18 protein-coding genes are annotated in these 24,347 nt (G+C 72.4%); 9 read left to right on the forward strand and 9 right to left on the reverse strand.

Annotated elements, in window-relative coordinates; translation table 11 throughout:
* Positions 1 to 78: 78 nt before the first annotated feature.
* From ACFY0X_RS02480 to ACFY0X_RS02495, 4 genes are all read right to left on the reverse strand, one after another.
* Positions 79 to 1,152, reverse strand: a complete 1,074-nt coding sequence (locus tag ACFY0X_RS02480; RefSeq protein ID WP_387747930.1) for a M14 family metallopeptidase — start codon at positions 1,150 to 1,152, stop codon at positions 79 to 81.
* A 15-nt stretch (positions 1,153 to 1,167) separates the two neighbouring features.
* On the reverse strand, positions 1,168 to 1,494 hold the full coding sequence (locus ACFY0X_RS02485; protein ID WP_387747932.1) for a hypothetical protein: 327 nt from the start codon (positions 1,492 to 1,494) through the stop codon (positions 1,168 to 1,170).
* A 106-nt stretch (positions 1,495 to 1,600) separates the two neighbouring features.
* A complete protein-coding gene (locus ACFY0X_RS02490) occupies positions 1,601 to 2,323 on the reverse strand; it encodes a TetR/AcrR family transcriptional regulator (RefSeq protein WP_387747934.1) in 723 nt (240 codons plus the stop codon).
* A gap of 397 nt (positions 2,324 to 2,720) precedes the next feature.
* Positions 2,721 to 3,335 carry a LysE family transporter gene (locus ACFY0X_RS02495; protein WP_387747936.1) on the reverse strand — a complete coding sequence of 205 codons (615 nt, stop codon included), beginning with the start codon at positions 3,333 to 3,335 and terminating at the stop codon, positions 2,721 to 2,723.
* Positions 3,336 to 3,541: 206 nt separating this feature from the next.
* Between ACFY0X_RS02495 and ACFY0X_RS02500 the strand changes: the two genes are divergently transcribed.
* The 3 genes from ACFY0X_RS02500 (at position 3,542) to ACFY0X_RS02510 (ending at position 8,108) form a co-directional block, all read left to right on the forward strand.
* Positions 3,542 to 4,171: a maleylpyruvate isomerase N-terminal domain-containing protein gene (locus tag ACFY0X_RS02500; protein ID WP_387747938.1), complete on the forward strand. Its 630-nt coding sequence runs from the start codon at positions 3,542 to 3,544 to the stop codon at positions 4,169 to 4,171.
* Positions 4,172 to 4,363: 192 nt separating this feature from the next.
* Positions 4,364 to 6,199, forward strand: coding sequence for a M1 family aminopeptidase (locus ACFY0X_RS02505; RefSeq protein ID WP_387747940.1), 1,836 nt, complete (start codon positions 4,364 to 4,366; stop codon positions 6,197 to 6,199).
* 220 nt (positions 6,200 to 6,419) lie between these two features.
* Complete coding sequence (locus ACFY0X_RS02510; protein WP_387747942.1) at positions 6,420 to 8,108, forward strand: protease pro-enzyme activation domain-containing protein; 1,689 nt, start codon at positions 6,420 to 6,422, stop codon at positions 8,106 to 8,108.
* A 67-nt stretch (positions 8,109 to 8,175) separates the two neighbouring features.
* Here the strand turns inward: ACFY0X_RS02510 and ACFY0X_RS02515 are convergent, their stop codons facing one another.
* The 4 genes from ACFY0X_RS02515 to ACFY0X_RS02530 all read right to left on the reverse strand — a co-directional run bounded on the left by ACFY0X_RS02515 (position 8,176) and on the right by ACFY0X_RS02530 (position 13,680).
* The gene (locus ACFY0X_RS02515; RefSeq protein WP_387747944.1) at positions 8,176 to 9,066 is read right to left on the reverse strand and encodes a lysozyme; all 891 of its coding nucleotides are present in this window, start codon (positions 9,064 to 9,066) and stop codon (positions 8,176 to 8,178) included.
* 187 nt (positions 9,067 to 9,253) lie between these two features.
* On the reverse strand, positions 9,254 to 10,681 hold the full coding sequence (locus ACFY0X_RS02520) for a non-reducing end alpha-L-arabinofuranosidase family hydrolase (protein ID WP_387747945.1): 1,428 nt from the start codon (positions 10,679 to 10,681) through the stop codon (positions 9,254 to 9,256).
* A gap of 98 nt (positions 10,682 to 10,779) precedes the next feature.
* The gene (locus tag ACFY0X_RS02525; protein WP_387747946.1) at positions 10,780 to 12,255 is read right to left on the reverse strand and encodes an endo-1,4-beta-xylanase; all 1,476 of its coding nucleotides are present in this window, start codon (positions 12,253 to 12,255) and stop codon (positions 10,780 to 10,782) included.
* A gap of 399 nt (positions 12,256 to 12,654) precedes the next feature.
* The gene (locus ACFY0X_RS02530) at positions 12,655 to 13,680 is read right to left on the reverse strand and encodes a LacI family DNA-binding transcriptional regulator (protein WP_387747947.1); all 1,026 of its coding nucleotides are present in this window, start codon (positions 13,678 to 13,680) and stop codon (positions 12,655 to 12,657) included.
* Positions 13,681 to 13,881: 201 nt separating this feature from the next.
* Here ACFY0X_RS02530 and ACFY0X_RS02535 point away from each other — a divergent pair, with 201 nt between their 5' ends.
* From ACFY0X_RS02535 to ACFY0X_RS02555, 5 genes are all read left to right on the forward strand, one after another.
* Positions 13,882 to 15,129: an ABC transporter substrate-binding protein gene (locus ACFY0X_RS02535; protein ID WP_387748075.1), complete on the forward strand. Its 1,248-nt coding sequence runs from the start codon at positions 13,882 to 13,884 to the stop codon at positions 15,127 to 15,129.
* 11 nt (positions 15,130 to 15,140) lie between these two features.
* Positions 15,141 to 16,070, forward strand: a complete 930-nt coding sequence (locus tag ACFY0X_RS02540; protein WP_387747949.1) for a carbohydrate ABC transporter permease — start codon at positions 15,141 to 15,143, stop codon at positions 16,068 to 16,070.
* Positions 16,070 to 16,888, forward strand: coding sequence for a carbohydrate ABC transporter permease (locus ACFY0X_RS02545; RefSeq protein ID WP_387747951.1), 819 nt, complete (start codon positions 16,070 to 16,072; stop codon positions 16,886 to 16,888). Before ACFY0X_RS02540 ends, ACFY0X_RS02545 begins: the two co-directional genes overlap by 1 nt.
* Before the next feature lie 8 nt (positions 16,889 to 16,896).
* On the forward strand, positions 16,897 to 19,257 hold the full coding sequence (locus tag ACFY0X_RS02550) for a glycoside hydrolase family 3 N-terminal domain-containing protein (protein WP_387748077.1): 2,361 nt from the start codon (positions 16,897 to 16,899) through the stop codon (positions 19,255 to 19,257).
* A gap of 67 nt (positions 19,258 to 19,324) precedes the next feature.
* Entirely contained in the window at positions 19,325 to 20,734 is a 1,410-nt protein-coding gene (locus ACFY0X_RS02555; RefSeq protein WP_387747953.1) for a PHB depolymerase family esterase, read from the forward strand.
* A 109-nt stretch (positions 20,735 to 20,843) separates the two neighbouring features.
* Here the strand turns inward: ACFY0X_RS02555 and ACFY0X_RS02560 are convergent, their stop codons facing one another.
* Positions 20,844 to 23,015 carry a glycoside hydrolase family 9 protein gene (locus ACFY0X_RS02560; RefSeq protein WP_387747955.1) on the reverse strand — a complete coding sequence of 724 codons (2,172 nt, stop codon included), beginning with the start codon at positions 23,013 to 23,015 and terminating at the stop codon, positions 20,844 to 20,846.
* Positions 23,016 to 23,326: 311 nt separating this feature from the next.
* Here ACFY0X_RS02560 and ACFY0X_RS02565 point away from each other — a divergent pair, with 311 nt between their 5' ends.
* Positions 23,327 to 24,307 carry an ABC transporter substrate-binding protein gene (locus ACFY0X_RS02565; RefSeq protein WP_387747957.1) on the forward strand — a complete coding sequence of 327 codons (981 nt, stop codon included), beginning with the start codon at positions 23,327 to 23,329 and terminating at the stop codon, positions 24,305 to 24,307.
* Positions 24,308 to 24,347 lie beyond the last annotated feature (40 nt).

The raw sequence follows: 24,347 nt of genomic DNA on the forward strand, positions 1-24,347 counted from the left end.
CGCCCGCCACGATCGGTCGTGGCGGGCGCCCTGCTGTCGGGCACTGCGGTCCGGGGGCCGGTCAGGTGGTGGCCGGCGTCAGGTGGTGGCCAGGCAGAACTGCACCAGCCCGGCGTCCACGTCGCGGATGATCTCCTCCATCTCCGCCCACCGCGGGTGGAACTCGGTGCCCCACTCGACGGTGAAGCCGAGCACCTTGCCCTGGTCGGGCTCGGCGAAGTGGCGGGCGTAGACGTAGTCGTCGCTGGTCCCGCTGGTCGGGTAGAGGTGGAAGCCGGTGATCGGCTTGTACGCCAGGCCGCGGACGCCCTTGAGGCCCTGGCAGAAGGCCTCGGCGAGCAGCACGGCGGCGTCCTCGTCCTCCTTGGGGATGTACTCGGCGTACGCGAGGTCGTCGGGCCGGCCGCGCTTGCCGTCGAAGTCGGCGTTGCGGAAGTTCATGTCGGGGTTGTCCGACTGGTTCTCGTCGTCGCCCCAGTTGTAGAGGATGTCCTGCGAGTAGCTGTGCACGTCGACGAACCACGCGGTCCGCGGGAAGTTCTCCAGCAGGGCGAGGACGTTCTTGGTCTCCGGTTCGGAGAACGCGCTCGGGCCGCAGTAGACCTGCGGGTCGCAGGGGTCGTTGGACACCCGGGCGTCGGCGGCCGGGTCGAAGGCGGTGACGAAGTCGAAGAGGAAGTCGTAGTTGCGGTTGAGGTCCACGCCCACGCAGTCGGGGTTGTGGCTGCCGCCGGTGTAGGCGGTGTTGCGGTTCTTGCGCCACATCGGCCGGACGGTCTGGCTGTAGTGCCGGCCGTCGGGGTTGACCAGGGGGAAGAGCACCAGGTCGATCCGGTGGAACAGGTCGCTGACCTGGCCGGCGGCGAAGGTGGTGCCGCCGTAGCCGAGGCCGGTGCCGTCGCGGTGGGCCTCCAGCAGGTCGGCGGCGAGGTGGACGAGGATCTCGCAGCTGCCCCACTCACGGGCGTGGACGCCGCCGATCATCATCACGCACGGCTTCGGGAGCGCCGCGGGGGCGCCGATCAGCAGGGCGTGGGAGGTGCGGCCCTCGCACGAGGGTTCGGGCAGGGTCAGGAGCTGGGTGACGTCGGGGTAGGCGGTGGCCAGGCTGGTCACGGCGGACTCGACCTCGGTGACGTTCAGGTACGGCATGGCGGGCCTCCCGGGTCAGCCGGTGAACTTGGCGGCCAGGCCGCGCGGGACGGCGTCGTCGGGGGCGAACCGGTCGCCGGACCCGATGTCGGCCTGGGCGGCGCGCCCGGCCTCACTGGCGTTGCCGGTCCAGGTGACGGTGACGCCCTCGCGTTCGAGGGCCGGCACCTGGGCGGCCGTGGCATAGACGTCGATGCCGATGCTGCCGTCCGCCTCGACGCGCGGCCGACCGCCGACGTCGGAGCGGGTTTCGCGCAGCACGGCGCGCAGGGTCTCCGGGTCCCTGGCGGTCACGCGCAGGCGCAGGATGTCTTCGTGCGGTTCGTTCGGAACGGCGGACATGGGGAGCTTCTTCCGGGTGCCGTCGGAGCGGGGCCGGAACGGTGTCCGGCAGGTCGCCCGGCGGCGCCGATATGAGGGTGTATGTCCGACGTGTACCTCGTATACCTCAGGATGCGTCGCCGCCGTAGAAGTCGTCAAGGGCGGGCTCCGGCATCCCGTCGAGCAGGCTGTCCAGGCCGCTCAGCATCTCCGCCTCGTCGTCGAACTCGGCGAACCTGGGCACCAGGGCGCGCAGTCGCGGGTAGTCGGTGGCGGGCAGCCGGTGCAGGCCGAGCCGCAGGGCCGGGTCCGGCTCGCTCGGGTTGTCGACCACCTGGCGCTTGTCGACCAGCAGGCAGCCGAGGTTCCAGGCGACGAAGGTGCGGTAGACCGTCAGCGCGCCAGCGTCGTCGAAGCCGGCCCGGCCGAGCACGGCCAGGATGTGCTCGGTGAGCTCCAGCACCGAGACCGGGCGGCGGGTGATCGGGACGGCCAGCGGGCGGGTCGCGACCAGTGGCAGGATCTCCGGGTGGGCGTGCGCGGTGGCGGCGAACGCCCGGGCGATCCGGCGCAGTTCGGTGCGCCAGCCGGCCTCGTGGGAACCGCGCCCGGCGCCGGCCCGCAGCCGGGCGTTGATCTCGTCGAAGTAGGCCTCGACCAGGCCGTCGATCAGCGCCTCCTTGCCCGGGGTGTAGCGGTACAGCGCCATCGACTCCACGCCGAGGTCGGCCGCCAGCCTGCGCATCGTCAGCGCGGCCAGGCCCTCGCGGTCGACCAGGGCCACGGCTGCGCCCAGCACCAGCGGGCGGCTCAGCCGGCCCCGCTTCTCGGGGGCGTCCTGCTCGACCATCTCCGCACTCCTCCGGGTCGGTGGCAGCGTCGTCGGTCGTGCCCGGGCCGGACTCGCGGCTCGGTGGACCGGCGGTGGCGCGGGGCCGCTGCCGGGGCGGTCTTCGGCGGACGTCACTCAGCGGATACAGACCAGGATACAAGGTAGGAATCAGACGTAAACGGGTGAACCGCTTTTACCGCCAGATTTCGCCGATCCCGCTGGTCAGCCGACCGGCGGCGGCTCGGCGCGGGTGGCGGGAACGGCGACCGGGGCGGCGGGATCGGTGGCGGTGAGTGACGGACCGCGCCGTGACGGTCGGTCGAGGGGCCGGGCGGTGCGGCGGGAGCGGTGACCGGGACGACCGGACCGGTCGCGGTGCGTAGTCGGGCGCCCGGGGCGGGCGGCCGGGCGGCGCTCAGTCGAGCAGCAGCCGGACGGCGAGGACGGCGACCAGGGCGGCGGAGCCCAGGGCGGTGAGCAGCCGGCCGCGCGGGCCGGTCAGCGCCCGGCCGAGCAGCGCGCCGCCGGAGGCCAGCAGCAGCTGCCAGGCCGCGGAGGCGGCGAAGGCGCCGAGGGCGAAGGCGGCCCGGGCCGTGGCGCCGTCCCGGCCGCCGCCGCCGAGCACCAGGGCGGCGAAGTAGAGCACGGTGAGCGGGTTCAGCAGGGTGATGCCCAGCAGGGTGAGGAAGGCCCGGGCCGGGGTGGGCGGCGCGGCCCGCGGCCCGGCACCGCCGCCGGGCCGGACGCGCAGCGCGGCGACGGCCGTCCGGGCGGCCAGCGCCAGCAGGACCAGGGCGGAGACGATCCGCAGCGGGCGGGCGACCGGTTCGAGCAGCGGCGCGAGACCGGCACCGCCGGCCGCCGCGAGCAGCGCGTACAGCCCGTCCGCGGTGGCCACGCCGAGCGCGGCGCAGGCGCCGGTGCGCAGCGAGGTGCGCGCGGTGAGCGACGCCAGGTAGGCCCCGACGGCCCCCACCGGGACGGCCACGCCGAGCCCGGCGAGCAGCCCCGCGGCCAGCGCGGCGCTCACGTGCGCGCGGCGTCGGGCCTCCGGGGACGGCCGGACCGCTGTCGGACCGCGGCCGGGCGGGCGGCGGAGGTCACGGGCAGCGGGCGGGCGGCGGAGTCGGTCATGGGCCGATGGTGGCGGCCCGGGCCCGGGGGCGGCAAACGGTTTTCCCGGGCCCCGGGGTAGCGTGGGCCCGACCCCGTGATCACCGTTCCCGAGGAGAGTCGATGAGCAGTCAGAACGACCCGGTGCGAGCGATGTTGGCGCAGGCCTGGGCCTCCTGGGCGGAGCGGGGCGCGGCCCTGTCCGCCGAGGACTGGGACCGTCCCACCCGGCTGCCCGCGTGGACGGTACGGGAGCTGTTCGCCCATGCCGCGCCGGTGCCGGAGATGTTCGGCGGGCTGCGCGGGGCGCTGCTGGACGGGCCGGCCGAGATCACCACCGGCGCCGGGATCCTGCGAGCCTACAACCGGCCCGGCGGCCTCGCGCACACCGCCGCCGGGCAGATCGCCGAGACGGCCAGGCAGGCCGCCGGGCGGACCGAACCCGCCGTGCTGATCGCCCGGTTCGGGGTCGAGGGGCCGGCCGCCCTGGCCGGGCTCGCGGACCTGCCGCCGGACACCACGGTGGCGCACCCGCTGCTCGGCAGCGTGGCGCTGGGCGCGCTCGGCGAGGTGGCGCTGATGGAGGCGACCGTCCACCTGCTCGACCTGGTCGCGGCCGTCGGCGGCCCGCCGCCCGCGGAGGGCGCGCTGCGCTTCACCCGCGCGCTGCTGGCGGAGGTCGCCGACCCGGTGGCCTTCATCGAGGCGGCGACCGGGCGCGGCTCGGAGGCGGTGCTGCCGGTGATCCGGTGAGGCTATGAGGCGGTCGTCGGGTGAGACGGTCGTCGGATGACGCGGTCGTCCGACGAGCCGGTCGCCCGGTGAGGTGGCCGTTCCGCGAGCCGGTCGTCGGATGAGGCGTATGCGTCTCATGTCATGAGCGTTTCAAAGGTGCGGGTTTGCTGTCACGCTGCTGCTCCCGACCCGCTCCCACGAGAGGCTCCGATGAGAAGAATCCTGCCCGCCCTGACCGGCGCCGCCCTGTTCGCGGCGACCGGCCTCGCGGTGCTCGCTACCCCCAATGTGGCGAGCGCCGCGGCCTGCACACCCGCCCAGGTGGTGGCCAACGGCGGCTTCGAGTCCGGCAGTTCACCCTGGACGGCGCCGAGCGGCGCGATCACCGGCGACAGCGGACAGAGCGCGCACTCCGGCAGCTCCTACGCCTGGCTCGACGGCTACGGCTCCAGTCACACCGACACGCTCTCGCAGTCCGTCACCCTCCCCACCGGGTGCGGCACCGCGACGCTCGGGTTCTGGCTGCACGTCGACACCGCCGAGACGACCGGCGGCACCGCCTACGACAAGCTGAGCGTGAAGGTCGGCTCCACCACCGTGGCCACCTACTCCAACCTGGACGCCCAGGCCGGGTACGTGCACCGGACCGTCGACGTCTCCGCCTTCGCCGGCCAGGCCGTGACGCTCGCCTTCACCGGCGTCGAGGACTCCAGCCTGCAGACCAGCTTCGTGCTGGACGACGTCACCCTGGACGTCTCCGGCGGTACCACCCCGCCCCAGCCCGGCGACCCGACCCGCACCCCGGTCGCTCCGGCGTACACCGTCGACCTCAGCAGCGACGCCTCCGGCGGCAGTTGGACCGGGCACGAGAGCGTGACCTTCACCAACGCCTCGCCCACCGCGCTGAACGAGGTGTACCTGCGGCTGTGGGACAACGCCCACGGCAGCTGCCCCAGCACCCCGATCACGGTGACCAACGTGACCGGCGGCACGCCGTCCCCGCTCACCGTGAACTGCACCGCGCTCAAGATCACCCTTCCGGCCCCGCTCGCCCAGGGCCAGAGCGGCACCGTCGGCTTCGACCTCGGCATCACCGTGCCGACCGGCGCGGACCGCTTCGGCCACGACGGCGCGTACAACTTCCTCGGCAACGCCCTGCCCGTCCTGGCGATACGGGACGCGGCCGGCTGGCACCTCGACCCGTACACCAACAACGGGGAGTCCTTCTACTCGGTGGCCTCGGACTTCACCGTCACCCTGGACCACCCGACCGGCCTGCTGGTGCCCGCGACCGGCACCTCGGTGGACACCCCCGGCACGGCCGGACGGACCGTCACCAAGGCGACCGCGACCAAGGTGCGCGACTTCGCCTGGGGCGCCGGGCCGTTCACCAGGATCTCCGGCACCTCCGCGGCCGGGGTGAAGGTCAACGTCTACTCGGTGGCCGGGATCAGCGCGGCCGACTCCAAGTCGATGCTCTCCACCGCCACTTCGGCGGTCGACGCCCACGCCCAGCGCTTCGGCGCCTACCCGTACGGCGAGCTGGACGCGGTGATCGACAACAACTTCTGGTTCGGCGGCATGGAGTACCCGGGCTTCGTCCTCGACCTGGTCAGCACCACGGCGCTCACCCACGAGATCGGCCACCAGTGGTGGTACGGCATCGTCGGTGACGACGAGTACACCAGCCCCTGGCTGGACGAGTCCTTCACCGACTACGCCACCGACCTCGCCCTCGGCAAGACCGGCAACGGCTGCTGGAACAGCGTCTCCTGGGCCTCGTCGGCGGAGCGGATCACCAACTCGATGGCGTACTGGGACGCCAACTCCTCCCGCTACTCCACCGTCGTCTACGGCTACGGCAAGTGCGCCCTGCACGACCTGCGCCGGACCATCGGCGACAGCGCGATGACCACGCTGCTGCGGAACTACGCGCAGGGGCACTGGAACGGCGTCTCCACCACCGCCGAGTTCAAGGCGGCGGCCCAGGCCGCCACCACCGTGGACCTGACCTCCTTCTGGAGCCAGCACCGCATCGACGGCTGAGCCGCGCGGCCCCGCGGCGCCGCCCCGGTCCCGGCCGGGGCGGCGCCCTCCGGCGCCTCCCCGACGCCGACTGCAGCGCCCCCGTCGACGCCCCTTGACGCCGCCGCGGGCCGGGAGGACGCTGTCCGTATACGACATAAGCGTCTGCCGTATACGGACAGTCGAAAGCGCACGACCAAGAGTCGCGAGCTCCCGGCGCTGACCGACCGCTGGAGCGATCATGTCGACCAACCACTACGTGGCGCTGCCGGACAGCACCCGCGTCCCGCTCGCCGGAGCACGGGTCATCGGACCGGCCCACCCCCAGACACCCCTGACCGTCACCGTCTACCTGCGACGCGACCCGGCCGCGCAGCCGCGTCCGGACGTCTACGAGCTGGCGCTCCAGGCGCCGACCCGGCGCACCCTGCCCAGCGACGACCAGTACGCCGCCACCCACCGGTGGCTGGACACCGACCTCAAGGCGGTCGAGGCCTTCGCCGCCGAGCACGGCCTCAAGGCCGCCAACCCCGACCCGCTCGCCCGCAGCATCCAGCTGACCGGCACCACCCGGGACGTCGCGGACGCCTTCCAGGTGACGCTGGCCCGCTACCGCTACCAGGACGCCAACGGCGCCCCCCAGACCTACCGCGGCCGGGAAGGGCAGATCTACGTACCGGCGGAGCTGGACGGCATCGTCACCGGCGTCTTCGGCCTGGACGACCGCCCGATCGGCACCCGGCTGCTGATCCGCCGGGCCGCCGACAGCGTCCCGGTGACACGCGCCACCCCGACGGTCCAACCCGGAGCCTTCCTGCCACCGCAGCTCCAGGCGCCGTACGCCTACCCGGCCGGCACCGACGGCAGCGGGCAGTGCATCGCCGTCCTCGCCTTCAACGGCGAGACCCCACCGGGCGTCCCGTCCGGCGGCTACTCGCTCGAAGCCCTGCGGAACTACTTCGTCAACGTCCTGCACCAGGACATGCCGGAGATCACCAACGTGGTCGTCCCGGGCGTCGGCACCCCCGGCAACGAACCCGGCCAGGACGCCGACTTCGACACGGCCGACACCAGCGGCGAGATCATGCTCGACCTGGCGGTCGTCGGCGGCCTCGCCCCCAAGGCGAGGATCGTCGTCTACTTCAGCAGGTTCACCGAACAGGGCTGGGTCGACGTGATCACCCGGATCGTCAACGACACGGTGAACCGGCCGACGGTGATCTCCTCCAGCTACGGCAACCCCGAGGCCAACCCCGGCAGCCGGTGGACGGTCGGGGCGATGAAGCGGGTCGACGCCGCGTTCGCCAGCGCGGCCGAGAAGAACGTCAGCATCTGCTGCGCCTCGGGCGACGACGGCTCCCGCGACCAGATCCACGACGAGCGCGCCCACGCCGACTTCCCCGCCGCCAGCCCGCACGTGCTCGGCGTCGGCGGCACCAGGCTGGCGGTCTCCCACGGGCAGGTCGTCAGCGAGGTCTGCTGGGACAACGGCCCGGGCAGCCGGACGGGCGGCGGCATCAGCAAGGTCTTCCCGGTGCCGCCGTACCAGGCCGACGCCCAGGTGCCGCCGTCGGCCAATCCGCCGCACGCCCGCGGGCGCGGTGTGCCGGACGTGTCCGCGCTGGCCGACCCGGACACCGGCGTGGTCGTCCCGAGCGTCGACGGCGTGCACTTCAACCAGATCGGCGGCACCAGCGCCGCCGCCCCGATGTGGTCCGCCCTGCTCGCCCGGGTCAACCAGGCCCTGCCCGGGTCCGCCCAGGTCGGCTTCCTCAACCCGCTGCTGTACGCGAAGTTCGCGAGGGGCGTCCTGCGGGACATCACCCAGGGCAGCAACGGCGCGTACGCCTCCGGGCCCGACTGGGACCCGTGCACCGGCCTCGGCAGTCCCGGCGGTCAGCAGCTGCTGGACGGCCTCAGGGCGCTGTAGACCCGGACGTCGGACGTCCGCACCGACGGGCCCCCGCCTCGGCGACGGGGGCCCGACGGACGGCCGGTCAGCCCAGGGCGAGCGCGCGCAGGCGGTCGGTGGCGCCGTTGAAGTAGTTCTGGTCGCCGGGGAAGGTGCCGGAGTCGGCGAACTGCCAGAAGGTCTGGTAGCCCCAGCCGTTCGGCAGGGTGCCGACGGAGGTGGAGTAGCGGGCTATCCAGAGCGGGTTGGTGGTGCCGAAGCCGCCGTAGTTGCCGGTGCACTGGGTCCACCAGTTGGTGGTGGTGTAGATGGTGGGGTAGCGGCCGGTGCGGGAGCGCACGGTGTTGCTGAAGTCGCGGATCCAGCTGACCATGGCGCTCTGGCTGAGGCCGTAGCAGGTGGCGCCGTAGGGGTTGTACTCGATGTCCAGCGCGGGCGGCAGGGTCCTGCCGTCGGCGGACCAGCCGCCGCCGTGGCTGACGAAGTAGCCGGCCTGGGTGGCGCCGGAGGAGGCGTTCGGCAGCGCGAAGTGGTAGGCGCCGCGGATCAGGCCGGCGTTGTACGAGCCGTTGTACTGCTGGGCGAAGTACGGGTTGGTGTAGCCGGTGCCCTCGGTGGCCTTCACGTAGGCGAACTTGGCGCCGTTGGCGGCCACCGAGGACCAGTTGACGTTGCCCTGGTGGCTGGAGACGTCCAGCCCCGGGGTCTGGGTGGCGGCGAGGGAGGCGAACGGGGTTCCACCGTCGCGGCCCTCGTGGGCGGCGACGGTGGAACCGGCGAAGTCCTGCTCGGGGTGGAAGCCGGGGCGGCCTTCGACGACGGGGGCGACAGGGGCGGGGTCGGCCGCGTACGCGGGGGCGGCCACGCCGGCGACCAGGGCGGTCGCGGCGGCGAGGGCGGCCGGCGCGGGCAGGCGGCGGCGGGCCGGTCTGTCGGTGCCGGTCGTGGTGCGGGCGGAGCGGGAAGAGCGGGGCATGAGCACTCCTCTGGTCCGTGCGAGGGGAAGGTCGAGACGACCCGGTACGGCCGGGGTCGGACCGGCCGTACCGCAGAGTAGCCAGGTACCCGCTACTGCCACCAGGCAGCTTTTTTCACAGCGTGAACGCACCTCACACGGACCGGAACACCGTGGCGAACAAGGGGTGTTGCCGGTCCGCCGGGGATCAGTGCCGCAGGGTGAGGAGGCCGGGCCGCCAGGGGAGCTGGTCGTACGGGGCGGTCGAGCCGGGGACCATGCCCTGGTAGAGGAGCTGGAGGTTGCAGGGGTCGATGGTCATGGTCTGGTCGGGGTTCTCGCGGACGAGGTCGCCGTGGCTGATGTCGTTGGTCCAGGTGGCGCCGCTGTTGGCCTTGCCCGCGAAGGGGTTGCCCTCGGTGGCGGCCTGCGGGGTCCAGGAACCGTTCAGGCTGGTGGCGGTGAAGGAGCGGAAGTAGCGCTGCTCGCTCGCGCCGCGGGCCTCGACGATCATCAGGTACTGGTTCTGGCCCTTGACCTTGTAGACCTGCGGGGCCTCGAAGAGGTTCTTGACCGTGTCGGTCATGACGGTGGTGTAGGAGGAGCCGAAGTTGCCGGGGAAGTTCCCGATCGGCATGCTCGCGCGGTAGATGCTGCCGTTGTCGCCGGCGAAGAACAGGTACATGTTCTGGTCGTCGGCGATCAGGGTCTGGTCGATCGGGCCGGTGCCGGAGTTGGGGATGCTGCCGGTGAACAGCGGCTGCGGCGCGGACCAGCCGTTGGGGTTGGTCGGGTCGCTCGACGTGCGGTAGACGAACGGCCACGCACCCCACTGGTACGCCAGCACCCAGATGTTCCTGGGCGCGAAGTAGAACAGCGTGGGCGCCACCGCCCGCTCGCTCATCCCGGTCTGCCCGGCCGAGGCCATGTCCGACCAGTTGGTGAAGGGGGCGAAGGCCATCGAGCCGTAGGAGGACCCCGAGACGTTCGAGGCGTAGACCAGGTGCTTGCCGTTGTAGACGACGTCGGTGTAGTCCTTCAGCGCGGCCCAGCCGTTGGCCGGCTGCGCCAGCGCGCCGGTCGAGGACCAACGGTAGGTGGACGGCAGGGCGCAGTTGCCGCCCGGCGGGGTGGTCCCGGACAGGCCGGACCACTTCTGGTTGCTGCCGCCGTTGCAGTTCCAGAGCCCCACCGACGTGCCGTTGGCCGTGCCGGCGCCCGTCACGTCCAGGCACAGCCCCGACTCGACGCCGACGATCGTGCCGTCGGAGTTCACCCGCCACTGCTGGTTCGCGCCGCCGCTGCAGCCCCAGATCTGCACCTTGGTGCCGGGCGTGGTGGCGTGGCCCGGCACGTCCAGGCACTTGTCGCCGTACACGGTCAGCTGGCTGCCGGACGTCGACGTCCACAGCTGGTTGGCACCGCCCGAGCAGTCGTAGATCTGCAGGGACGCGCCGTCGGTCCGACTGGCGCCCGTCACGTCGAGGCACCGGCCGGAGCCCGTACCGCGCAGGGCGCCGCTGGTGGCCGCCTGGGCGGGGGCGGCGACGAGCGTCGCCGCGAGCGCCGCCCCGGCCGCGACCACGGCGGTGAGCACCGCCGGCAGCTGCCTGCGGCGGGAACTTCGTTGGTGCATGGGATCTCCCTCTTCATGGATGGAGCTGTCGCCCAGCTCTGTCAACGCCCGCATACCGGGGGCGCGCGCCTGTCGAGCGCGCGCCCGCGCGGCTCAGCTCACTTGAAGGTCCAGTGCTGGTTGGCGCCGCCGTTGGAGTCCCAGATCTGGACGGGCGTGCCGTTGGCGGTCTGACCGCCGGGGGTCTCCAGGGCGCGGCCGCTGGCGACGTTGGTGAGGGTGTAGGAGCCGTCGCTGTTCCGAGCGGCCTTCCAGTGCTGGTTGGCGCCGCCGCTGGGATCCCAGACCTGCATCCTCGTCCCGTTGCCCGTCTGGCCGGCCGGCTCGTCCAGGGCGCGGCCGCTGGCGATGTTGGTCAGCGTGTAGGAGCCGTCCCCGTTCTGGTCGGCCCGCCACTGCTGGTTGGCGGCACCGGCGGCGTCCCACACCTGGAGCGGCGTGCCGTTGCCGTTCTGCCCCGCGGGCTCGTCGAGGACGCGCCCGCCGGCTCCCGCCGCCGAGAGCGTGTAGACGGTGCCGGAGACGATGCCCCCGCTCGGCGTGCCGCTGCCACCGCCGCCCAGGGCGGTGAGGACCGCTCCGTAGGCGGGCTTCCTGTTGCCGTTGTTGTCGAACAGCAGCGGGTTCTCGCCGGTGCGCCAGGAGTCGCTGTCGCGGATGCCCCACACCGTGATGCCGGTGCAGCGGGTGACGTTGAGGCAGGTCCTGACGGCGGAGGCGTACGCGGTGGGGGAGGCCTGGGCGATGTCGAGCTCGGTGAGCTGGACGTCCACGCCGAGCGCGGCGAAGCTGGAGAGGGTGGTCTGGAAGTTGGACGGCGGTCCGCCGGCGCCGAAGTGGCTCTGGAAGCCGACGCAGTCGATGGGCACGCCGCGGGACTTGAAGTCCTTGACCATGCGGTAGACGCCCTGGGTCTTGGCGTCGGACCAGTTCTCGATGCTGTAGTCGTTGTAGCAGAGCTTGGCCGAGGGGTCGACGTTCCGCGCGGTGCGGAACGCCTCCTCGATGAAGCCGTCGCCCAGCACGTTCTGGAACACCGAGCCGCGGTGCTGGCCGCTGCCGCCGTCGGCGAACGCCTCGTTGACCACGTCCCAGGCGTAGATCCTGCCCTTGTAGTGGTTCATCTCGGCGGTGATGTGGTTGTTCATCACGCTGCGCAGCGTGTTCGCGTCGCCGATGGAACTGACCCAGTTGGGCAGTTGGGAGTGCCAGACCAGGGTGTGGCCGCGCATCCGCTGGCCGTGGGTGTTGGCGTGGTTGACGATCGAGTCCGCGGGGCCGAAGTTGAAGTTGCCGCGGGACGGCTCGACGGTGTCCCACTTCATCTCGTTCTCCGGGGTGACCATGGTGAATTCCCGGTCGAGGACGGCGGAGTACGTCGAGTCGCCGAGCCGGCCGGCGGCCACGGCGGTGCCGAAGTAGCGGCCGCTGTCGGCGGCGGCCGCGCCCAGCGTGGTCGCCCCGGCGGCCTGCGCCGTGGGGATCGCGGTGACGGCGCCGGCCGCGCCGACGAACAGGCACGCGGCCGTCGTCAGGGCCTTGCGGAGGCGGGGTTTCGTGGTGATTCGTGGCATGACGGATCGTTCTCCTCGGGTGGGGGGATGCCTGCACACCGGACGTGGCGCCCGCCTTGCCGGTCAGCGCATACTGTTAGCGCTAACAATTCGCGGCGGCCGCGGGCCCTGTCCGGAATGTTCAGGTGAGGTCTCCGACAGGCGATGTACGGCGTCGACAGGACCGCGCCCGTGGGTGGTCGGCGCGCGGGGCCGGGGAGCCATGACCTCCTCGGACTTGTCGACGGCGCCAGTGTTGGCCTGAGCCCGTCAAGCTGTCAACGCTTTCGGCGAAAACGGCGACAACTTCGCTCGGCCCCGGGGCCCTCTCGTCGGAGAGCGGCGCCGGTCAGGCGCGTGGCGGTTGAGCCGACGCAGCGTCAGCCATGCGGAGGAGCGGCGAAACTTTCGAAGCGCGGTTCACGGCCGGCCGGGCGCCACGGCGCTGGAGCGCACCACCAGGGTGGTGGAGAGTTCGAGGCGGGTGGGGGCGGTCGGGGCCTCGCCGGCGCGGAGGGAGAAGATCAGCCGGGTCGCCTGTTCGGCCATCTCGCGCAGCGGCTGGCGGACGGTGGTCAGCGCGGGGCTGGTCCACTGCGCGATGTCCAGGTCGTCGTAGCCGACCACGGACAGGTCCTCGGGGACGCGCAGGCCGCGGACCCGGGCGGCCTCCATGACGCCGAGTGCCTGCAGGTCGCTGCCGGCGAAGATCGCGGTGGGCCGGTCGGGGAGCTCCAACAGCCGCCCGGCCCGGGCGAATCCGCCCTCGGCGTGGAAGTCGCCGAAGGCGGTCAGCGCCGGGTCGACCGCCAGGCCGGCCATGGCCAGCGCGGAGCGGTAGCCGTCCAGCCGCGCCAGCGAGCAGAGGGTGTCCTCGGGGCCGGTGACGATGCCGATGCGCCGGTGGCCGAGCTCGATCAGGTGCCGGGTGGCGGCCAGGCCGCCGGCCCAGTTGGCCGAGCCCACCGAGGGCACGTCCGGGTCGGGGTTGCCGGCCGGGTCGACGATGACGAACGGGATGGAGCGCGCGCGCAGTTGGCGCTTGAACTCGGGCGGCAGGCTGGAGAAGACCAGGACGACACCGAGGGGGCGCCGGCGCAGCACCGCCTCGATCCACTCCGGTCCGGGGGCGTGGCGTGAACCGCTGTGGGTGACCACCACCGCCGCGCCGTGCTCGTTCGCCACCGCCTCGACGCCGCGGAGGAGTTCCATCGCCCAGAGGCTGTCGAGCTCGTGGAAGACGATCTCGACGAGCGGCGCCTCGCCGCCGCCGCGCGCGGTGCGCCGGTAGTCGTGGTCGTTCAGGACCTGCTCGACGCGCACGCGGGTGGCCGCCGCCACGTCGGTACGGCCGTTGAGGACCTTCGAAACCGTCGAAACGGAGACCTCGGCCTCGCGCGCGATGTCCGCGAGGGTCACCCGTCCCAGTTCATCGCCCTTTTCCATGGGGGCAGCATAAGGCACGGGCAGCACAGGGCAGTTGGCGCGGCAACGCCTCGGCATTCCGTCCGCCCGGGGGCTTGACCCGAAACATGTCCGCAACCTAGCGTCCCCGCCATGCAGTTATTTCGAGAAACCCGTCGAAACTTTAGGGGAGACCCGATGAAGAGACGCGCTTTCGCCGCCGCCTTCGGACTGGCCGCGGTCATGGTCGGGACAGCCGCCTGCGGCAGTGGCGGCTCCTCCGCCGGCGGAGGAGCCGGCACGATCCACGTGCTGGTGTACGGGGACGCCAGCAACAAGGTCGAGAAGCAGCTGGTCGACACCTTCAACAAGACGTCGAAGGTCAAGGCCGTCCTGGACACCATCCCCGGCGCGGACTACCAGGCCAAGCTCAACACCGTCATCAACACCCCCCAGGCCCCGGACGTCTTCTTCAACTGGGGCGGCGGCAGCATCCAGCCCTACGTGAAGTCCGACCTGCTGCTCCCGCTGGACGACATGATCGCCGCGGACCCGGCGCTGAAGAGCAGCTTCCTGCCCTCGGTGTTCAACACCGCGGTGATCGACGGCAAGTCCTACGGCATCCCGATGCGCGGCACCCAGCCGGTGCTGCTGTTCCACAACAAGAAGGTGCTGGCCGACGCCGGCCTGAGCGTCCCGAAGACCTGGGACGACCTGCTGAGCGCCGTTCAGGTGCTCAAGGGCAAGGGCATCACCCCGTTCGCCCTCGGTGGCGGCGACCAGTGGCCGACCCTGATGTGGTACGAGTACGTCTTCGACCGCGTCGCGGGCCCCGAGCTGTTCCGGAAGGCGCTGTCCGGCGACAGGAGCGCCTGGGAGAGCGCGGACGCCAGGAAGGCCCTGGGCATGCTCAAGCAGCTGGTCGACGCCGGGGCGTTCGGCTCGAACTTCGACTCGGTGAAGTTCACCGACGGCGGCTCCCCGGCCCTGCTGGCCAAGGGCAAGGCGGCCTTCGAGCTGATGGGCTCCTGGGAGTACGCCACCCAGCGGGACGCCGACCCCGACTTCACCAGGAACAAGCTCGGGTACAGCAGCTTCCCCGCCGTCGCCGGCGGCAAGGGCGACCCGGCCGACCTGGTCGGCAACACCAACAACTTCTACTCGGTGCTGAAGAAGAGCAAGCACCCCGAGGCGGCGGCCGCCTTCCTGAAGCTCATGTACTCCGACGAGTTCGTGAAGGCGCAGCTGGTGATCGGCAACCTGCCGACCACCACCAACACCGAACAGTTCCTCGCCACCTCGGACAGCCCCGACTACTCGAAGTACCAGTACGACCTGGTCAAGGCCGCCCCGTCGTTCCAGCTGTCCTGGGACCAGGCGTACCCGCCGGCCGCCAACACGCCGATCCACACCGCCGTCCAGCAGTTCTTCGACGGCAAGCTCGACGCGGACGGCTTCATCAAGGCCATGCAGGCCTTGCCCGCCTCCTGAGACGGATCGCCATGAGTGCTACCTCCCTAGACCCTCCGGCGATCGGGGCGCGGCCCCGCCGGACCGGCGTCGGGGTGACCCGCCCGGGCCTCGCCTGGGCGCTGCCCGCGACCGTGTTCTTCCTGGTGTTCGCGGTTCTGCCGCTGGTCCTGGTGGCGGTGCTCTCCTTCACCAGCTGGAACGGCGTCGACGCCCCCCGGTTCAACGGCCTCGCCAACTGGACCAGGCTGCTGCACGACCCGGTCATGACGCAGAGCGTCGGTCTGACCCTGGTGCTGACCGTGGCCGGGGTGGTCGTGCAGACCCCGGTGAGCCTCCTGCTGGGCGTGTGGGCGGCCGGGCACCAACGCAACCGGGCCGTGCTGTCCGCGATCTTCTTCGTGCCGCTGCTGCTGTCCGCGACCGCGGTCTCGGTGGTCTGGCGCGCCATCCTCGACCCCAACTTCGGCGTGCCCGCGCAGCTGGAAGAGCTGTTCGGCCGGAGCAACCTGATGGGCAGTCAGAACAGTGCCCTCGCGGTGCTCACCTTCGTCGGCATGTGGCAGTGGACGCCCATGCACGCCCTGCTCTACCAGGGCGGCGCCCGGGCGATCCCGCAGGTGCTCTACCAGGCCGCGTCGATCGACGGCGCGGGCAGGGTGCGGCAGTTCTTCCACATCACCCTGCCGCAGCTGCGCAACACGGTCATCACGTCGGTGATCCTGATGCTGGTCGGCGGCCTCACCACCTTCGACACCGTCCTCATCCTCACCCAGGGCGGCCCCGGCACCGACACCACCAACAGCGCCTACTACATGTATCAACAGGCCTTCAAGAGCTTCGACTTCGGTGCCGGCTCGGCCATCGCCCTGGTCCTCGTGGTGGTCGCCACCCTGATCTCGCTCGCCGTCGTACGGCTGTCCGGCTACGACAGGATGCGCGGCACCACGGAGGGACTGTGATGCGACGGCGTCCCAACCACCTCGCCGGGCTCGGCTCGCTGGTCTGGCTCGCACTCGTCGGCTTCCCGCTGTACGTGCTGCTGATCGCGACCTTCCGGACCCGGTCCGACTACTCCTCGCGGGGACCGCTCACCTTCCCCGCGCGGCTGACCCTGCAGAACTACGTCGACGACTTCTCCAACGGCTTCGGCCGCGACTTCCTCAACACGCTCCTCGTCACCGTGAGCGTGGTCGCGATCGTGCTGCTCGTGGTGCCCCCGCTCGCCTACGCGATCGTCCGGGCCCGGGGCAGGGCCATCGGGACGGTCTTCCGGGTCTTCCTGCTCGGGTTGGCGATCCCGGCCCAGGCCGTGATCGTGCCGATGTTCTACGTCATCAGCAAGGCCGGCCTCTACGACAACCTGCTCGGCGTCGTCCTGCCCACCGCGGCGTTCTGCCTGCCGGTCTGCACGCTGGTGCTCACCGGCGCGATGCGGGACATCACCGGCGAGCTCTACGAGGCGATGGCCATGGACGGGGCCACCCCCTGGCGGGTGTTCTGGCAGCTGGTGCTGCCGCTGTCCCGGGGCGGCCTCTCCTCCGTCGTGGTCTTCTCCGCGCTGCAGGCCTGGAACGGCTTCCTGTTCCCCCTGATCCTCACCCAGTCGGAGGGCACCAAGGTCATCACCCTCGGCCTGTACGAGTTCCAGACCGAGCACGGCGTGAACGTGCCCGGACTGCTCAGCGCCGTCGTGCTGTCGACGCTCCCCGTATTCATCGTCTACCTGTTCGCCCGCCGTGCCTTGGTCCAAGGCCTGATGGGCGTCGGAGGAAAGTGACCGGCACCATGAACCCGGCCGTCCCGTCCGCTGAACCGACCGCCCGCTGGCGCGACCGCGCGCTCAGCCCCGAGGAACGCGCGGACTCCCTGCTCGCCGAGATGACCCTGCCGGAGAAGCTGGCCCAGCTCGTCGGCGTCTGGGTCGGCGCCTCCGACGAGGGCGGCGACGTCGCCCCGCACCAGCACGACATGGAGGAGCCGCCCGCCCTCGACGACCTGCTCCCCACCGGACTGGGCCAGCTGACCCGGCCCTTCGGCACGGTGCCGGTCGACCCGGCGCTGGGCGCGCTCTCCCTGGCCCGCAGCCAGCAGCGCATCGCCGCCGCGAACCGGTTCGGCATCCCGGCCCTCGCGCACGAGGAGTGCCTGGCCGGCTTCGCCGCCTGGGGCGCCACCGCCTACCCGGTGCCGCTCTCCTGGGGCGCCACCTTCGACCCGGACCTGATCCGGCGGATGGCCGCTGCCGTCGGCCGCGACATGCGCGCGGTCGGCGTCCACCAGGGCCTCGCCCCGGTCCTCGACGTCGTCCGCGACGCCCGCTGGGGCCGGGTCGAGGAGACCATCGGCGAGGACCCCTACCTGGTCGGCACGGTGGCCACCGCCTACGTGCGGGGCCTGGAGTCGGCGGGGATCGTCGCCACCCTCAAGCACTTCGCCGGGTACTCGGCCTCGCGCGCCGGACGCAACCTCGCCCCGGTCGGCATGGGTGCGCGGGAGCGTGCCGACGTGATCCTGCCGCCGTTCGAGATGGCGGTGCGCGAGGGCCGGCCCGGTTCGGTCATGCACGCCTACACCGACACCGACGGCGTCCCCTCGGCCGCCGACGAGGCGCTGCTGACCGGGCTGCTGCGCGACACCTGGGGCTTCGAGGGGACGGTGGTCGCCGACTACTTCGGCATCGCCTTCCTCAAGGTGCTGCACGGCGTCGCCGGGGACTGGGCCGAGGCCGCCGCCCTCGCCCTGGCCAGCGGCGTGGACGTGGAACTGCCCACCGTCAAGACCTTCGGGGAGCCGCTGCTGCGCGCCGTCGAGGACGGGACGGTGCCGGAGGCGCTGGTGGACCGGGCGCTGCGCCGGGTGCTGACGCAGAAGGCCCGACTCGGCCTGCTGGACGAGGACTGGGACGCCGTCCCGGCGGCGCTCGCCGGCCGCTCGCTCGACGACCCGGCCGCGCTGCGCGGCTCGGTCGACCTGGACCGCCCGGAGAACCGCGCCCTCGCCCGGGAGATCGCCGAGCAGGCGGTGGTGCTGCTGCGCAACGACGGCACCCTGCCGCTGCGCGGCCCGCGCCGGATCGCGCTGATCGGCCCCAACGCCGACACCCCGACTTCGGTGCTGGGCTGCTACGCCTTCCCGGTGCACGTCGGCAGCCAGCACCCCGGGGTCCCGGTCGGCATCGAACTGCCCACGCTGAAGCAGGCGTTGGCGGCCGAGTTCCCCGACAGCGAGATCCGCACGGCAGCGGGGGCGAGCGTCGACGGGCCCGACACGTCCGGCTTCGCCGAGGCCGTCGAGGCGGCCCGGCAGGCCGAGGTCGTGATCGTCGCCCTCGGGGACCGGGCCGGCCTGTTCGGGCGCGGCACCAGCGGCGAGGGCTGCGACGTCGAGTCCCTGGAACTGCCCGGGGTGCAGCGGCAGTTGCTCGACGCGCTGCTGGACACCGGCAAGCCGGTGGTGCCGGTGCTGCTCGCCGGGCGCCCCTACGCGCTGGGACGGGCGGCGACCGAGGCGGCGGCCCTGGTGCAGGCCTTCTTCCCCGGCGAGGCCGGGACCGAGGCGATCGCCGCCGTGCTCAGCGGCCGGACCAACCCCTCGGGCCGGCTGCCGGTCAGCATCCCGGCCCGGCCGGGCGTGCAGCCCTCCACCTACCTCGCCGCCCGGCTGGCCGGACCCAGCGAGGTGTCCAGCACCGACCCGACCCCCGCGTTCGGGTTCGGGCACGGCATCGGCTACACCACGTTCGCCTGGACCGATCTGGAGGTGGACCGGGCCGCCGCCGCGACCGACGGCGAGCTCGGCCTCGCCTTCACCCTGCGCAACACCGGTGAGCGCGGCGGCAGCGAGACCGTCCAGCTCTACCTGCACGACCCCGTCGCCTCCGTCGTCCAGCCGGTCATGCGGTTGATCGGCTACCGGCGGATCACCCTCGACGCGGGCGAGCGGACCCGGATCAGCGTCCGCGTGCCCGCCGACCTCGCGTCCTTCACCGGACGCGACGGCCGGCGCGTCGTCGAGCCCGGCGAGCTGGAGCTGCGGATCGCCGCCTCCAGCACCGACGTCCGGCTCACCGCCACCGTCCGACTGGACGGCCCGGTCCGCGTCCTGGACCACACCCGGCGCCTGCACGCGGACTTCCGGTGCACCTGATCCACCACCGCGCCGGCCGGCACCGGAACCTTCCTCGCACCCATGGCAATCCCGACGGAGAGGTCCCATGTTCCGAAACCGCTCGTTACCGTCCCGCCTCCTGGGCATCGCCGCCGCGCTCGGCCTGGCGGTCGGCCTGAGCCTTCAGGCCGCGCCGCGGGCCGCCGCGGCCCCGGCCGCCGCCGCCACCCAGGCTGCCACCCCGGCCGCCACCGCGCAGACCACCGGCTCGCTGACGCAGATCACGAACTTCGGCGCCAACCCGACCGGTCTGCTGATGCACCTGTACGTGCCGAACAGCGTCCGGGCCCACCCCCCGATCCTGCTGGCCCTGCACGGGTGCCAGGGGACGGGCCCCTACCTGTACTCCAGCACCGACTTCGGCTCGCTCGCCGACCGGTACGGCTTCCTCGTCGTCTACCCGTCGACGAACCCGAGCGGAAGCTGCTGGGACGTCTCCTCCGACCAGGCGCTGACCCGCAACGGCGGCAGTGACCCGATCGGGCTCAGGTCGATGATCACCTACACCGAGCAGCACTACGGCGGCAACGCCGACGCCGTGTACGTGACCGGCCAGTCGTCGGGCGGGATGATGACCAACGTCATGCTCGCCGACTACCCCGACGTGTTCAAGGCGGGCGCGGCCTTCATGGGGGTGCCCTACCACTGCTTCCACACCGGCTCCGTCCGCGGCTGGAACGCGGACTGCGCCCAGGGCAGGGTGTCGATGACCCCGCAGCAGTGGGGCGGCCTGGTCCGCAACACGGGGTACCCCGGTTACACCGGGCCGCGTCCGCGCGTGCAGCTGTGGCACGGAACCGCCGACACGATCCTGAGCCACAACAACCTCGGTGAGGAGATCAAGGAGTGGACCGACGTCCTCGGCGTGAGCCGGACGCCGTCGGCCACGGACACCCCCACGGCCAACTGGAACCGGACGCGGTACGACAACAGCGCCGGGGCCACCCAGGTCGAGGCGTACAGCATCGCCGGGGCCGGGCACCAACTGCCGGTCCAGGGCACCGCGATGGCCGCCGAGGCCATCCGCTTCATGGGCCTGGACGCGGCGCCCTCCGGCGGCGGCACGACCGGCGCGCTGCACGCGGTGGGGGCGGGCAAGTGCCTGACCGCGGCGAACAACGCGACGCCCGGCACCCAGCAGCAGATCCACGGCTGCGACGGCGGAGCCGCCCAGACCTGGACCCGTACGGCGTCGAACCAGCTGACCGTGACCGTCGGCGGCAGCACGCTGTGCCTGGACGCCAGTGGCAAGGGCACCACCGACGGCACCAAGGTGGTCGTCTGGTCGTGCAACGGCCAGGCCAACCAGCAGTGGCGGCTGAACGCGAACGGCACCGTCACCGGCGTGCAGTCGGGGCTCTGCCTGGACGTGGCCGGCCTGGGCACCGCCGACGGCACGCCCGTCCAGCTGTGGAGCTGCAGCGGCGGCCGGAACCAGCAGTGGACGCTCGGATGACCGGATGACACCGCGGGCACGGCCGGTCGCGGTGACCCGGTCCGGCCGTGACCGCGCGGGCCGCCCGCCGCACCGTGACGGTGCGGCGGGCGGGCGCGTCCGGGGGTGCTCAGGCGCAGGCGGCGCCGTTCAGGGTGAAGCGGGAGGGCGCCGGGTCGGCGGCGGACGTCGCCTGGAACCCGAAGCTCGCGCTCGCCCCGGGCGCCAGGGTGCCGTTCCAGCCGGCGTCCCGGGCGCTCACGGCGCTGCCGGACTGGGTGACCGTCGCGTTCCACCCGGTCGAGATCCGCTGGTCGCCCGGGAAGCTCCAACCGACGGTCCAGCCGGAGACGGTGGCGGTGCCGGTGTTCCGTACCGTCACCGTCGCGGTGAACCCGCCGCTCCAGGCGCTGTCGACCTTGTACGCCACCGCGCAGGACGCCGTCGGCGGGGTCGGCGCCGTCCGCCGTTCGGCGGCGAACGCCGCGAGCCAGGCCAGCGAGGCGTTCCAGTTGACCGCCACCTCGTTGGTCGAGTACGAGCCGATGTCGTCGACGTAGCAGGCCGCCGGTGCGCAGCCGGTCAGCTTGGCCTTCGCCACCGGGTCCTCCAGGGCCGCGTCCGGGCCGCCCGCGAAGGAGCCGGCCGGCGGGTGCGGCAGTGCGGCGTCGTTCTGGTGCGCCCAGAACCGGTGGTGCTGGTTCTGCGAGGCCCGCTCGCCGTAGCCGCTCACGTACGAGTGGTCCAGCGCGTTGCGGCCGAGCAGGTAGTCCATCGCCTCCAGGGCGCCGGCCCGGTAGCGCGCGGCACCGGTCAGCTCGTACGCCACGGCCAGCACCATCGCGTTGTTGGCGACCGAGCTGTTGGACCCCCAGACGTAGCCGTCGGCGGCGATCGGCACCGCGTAGCCCTGTCCGGCCATGGTGGCCAGGTGGCTGTCGGCGGCCGCGGTCAGCAGGCCGCGCAGGCGCGCCACGTCGGCGGCGGGCAGGGCCACGCCGGGGACGGTGGCCAGGGTGATCCGGCCGAGCGTCGCGGTGCCGCCCCACCAGAACCCGTCCACCGGTTTCGTGTGGTGCGGGGAGGAGGTGACCGCGTCCCGGTACTGCGACTCACCGGTGGTGGCGAGGAGTTCGGCCGCGGCCCAGTAGAACTCGTCGGAGACGTCGGCGTCCTCGTACGCGCCGCCGCCGGTGTTGTCGCTCGCCGGGGCGAGGAGGTCCGGGTTGGCCCTGGCCGCCGTCCAGGCGCGGCGGGCCGCGTCCAGGCAGCGGGTGGCGAAGGCGGCGTCGTACGGGGCGTACACCCGGGCGCACTGCGCCCCGACGGCGGCCAGGTTGAGCGTGGCGGCGGTCGACGGCTTGTGCAACTCGCGCGGCTGGTCGTCGAGTTCGGGCCGGGTCGGCAGGCCGGTCCACTGGGCGTCGTGCAGCTTGTGGAAGGCCATGCCGGCCATCGGCCTGCCCTCGGGGACCTGCATCCGCAGCAGGAAGTCCAGTTCCCAGCGGGCCTCGTCCAGGACGTCCGGCACCCCGTTGCCGCGCTCGGGAACGCGCAGGGTGGAGTCGCCGAGGGCCGCGTCGGCGCCCGCACGGTGCGCCCGCTCGAAGGAGTCGACCAGCTCCCAGGTCGCGATGCCGCCGTTGACCACGTACTTGCCCTGGTCCCCGGCGTCGTACCAGCCGCCGCGGACGTCCGAGCGGTAGTCGCACACCCCGGCCTGGCACGGCACGCCGGTGTCGCCCTGGTTCGGCGCCACGCCCAGGTGGCCGGCGGGGCGGGCGTACGCGCTGCCGGCCAGCGCCGCGTCGATGGCGATGCCGCTGCGCTGCTGGTAGAAGAACGACATGCTGTCGGCGCGCAGCCCGTCGTACAGCGAGGCCGAGATGTCGAACGGGTGGCTCGCGCCGCCGTCCACGACCAGGGTGAAGCCGGTGCCGGTGCCGGTGTAGGCGCCGAAGTCCACCAGGTGCGTGGACTGGCCGGACGCCCGGTCGGCGCCGTGCACGGTGGTGGTGCCGGCGGCGACCTGCGCGCCGGAGGCGTCGCGCAGCCGCCAGGGGACCGGGGCGGTCGCGGAGCTGACCACGGTGGCCCGCTTGGGCCCGTCCGGGAGGTAGCCGAGTTGGTTCACGCGGACGGGGAAGTCGGCGGCCGTGGTGGCCGTGGCCGTGGCCGCTGCCGCGGTGGTGGCGGGCGGGGCGAAGGCGGTGGCGGTCAGCCCGCCGGCGGCCAGGGCCAGACCGGCCAGTGCGGCGGCCGCGCGCCGGGGCAGCCCGCGGCCGGGGAGGAGGGGAGGCATGGGTGGGGCCTTCCTTCGGGGGTGGGGAGTCGGGGGCGCGGGAGCGCGTGGACCGTGGGAGCGCTCCCAGTGCCCCCAATGAAGCCAGCCGTCCGCCGGGCGCGTCAAGGTGCGGTGAGGCGACAGGAATTGACGACACGTCAGTTCGTGTGGGGCGTCCTGGCGGAACCGGTGTTGACGGACTGTCGGGCGGGGCGGCCGGGCGCTGTCGGGGCTGGTCAAGATTGGATAACGGGCTGCGGTGAATCTTGTCGAGTCGAATGTTAGCGCTAACAATCGAGCGATCGACGATCCCGAGAGGAAGTCCCCCCATGTCCAAGAGAGTTGCGGCGGCCCTGGTCGCCGGCACGATGGTCGCCCTCCTCACCGCCTGTGGATCCGGTGGCGGAGGCTCCGCCGGCAAGGCCTCCGGCGGCAAGCTCGTCGTGGGCTTCTCGCAGGTGGGAGCGGAGAGCGGGTGGCGCACCGCCAACACCAAGTCGATCCAGGAGGCCGCGAAGAAGGCCGGGATCGAGCTGAAGTTCTCCGACGCGCAGCAGAAGCAGGAGAACCAGATCAAGGCGATCCGCTCGTTCATCCAGCAGAAGGTCGACGTGATCGCCTTCTCGCCGGTGGTGGAGTCGGGTTGGGACACCGTTCTGAAGGAGGCCAAGGACGCGCACATCCCGGTCGTCCTGACCGACCGCGCGGTGAACTCCAAGGACGAGTCGCTCTACGCCTCCTTCCTCGGCTCGGACTTCGTCGAGGAGGGCAAGGCGGCCGGCGACTGGCTGGTCAAGGAGTACGCGGCCGGCGACGGTGACGTGAACATCGTCCAGCTGGAGGGCACCACCGGATCGGCGCCGGCCAACGACCGCAAGTCCGGCTTCGCGGACGCCGTGAAGGGGCAGCCCAGGTTCAAGGTGGTCGCCTCGCAGACCGGTGACTTCACCCGCGCCAAGGGCAAGGAGGTCATGCAGGCCTTCCTGAAGTCCCAGCCGAAGATCGACGTGCTGTACGCGCACAACGACGACATGGCGCTCGGTGCGATCCAGGCGATCGAGGAGGCCGGCAAGAAGCCGGGCACCGACATCAAGATCGTCTCCGTGGACGGCGTCAAGGACGCCTTCACCGCGATGAGCCAGGGCAAGATCAACTACGACGTCGAGTGCAACCCGCTCCTCGGCGACCAGCTGATGGACCTGGTGAAGAAGGTCAAGGCGGGTGAGCAGGTGCCCCGGCGGATCAAGACCGAGGAGGGGACCTTCACCCCCGAGCAGGCCACCGCGGCCCTGCCGAACCGCCAGTACTGACCCGCCGATCCGTGCGGGGCCGCTCCCGAGGGCCGACCCC

Origin of the sequence: Kitasatospora sp. NPDC001547, from assembly GCF_042894165.1 — a bacterium.
Taxonomy (GTDB): domain Bacteria; phylum Actinomycetota; class Actinomycetes; order Streptomycetales; family Streptomycetaceae; genus Kitasatospora.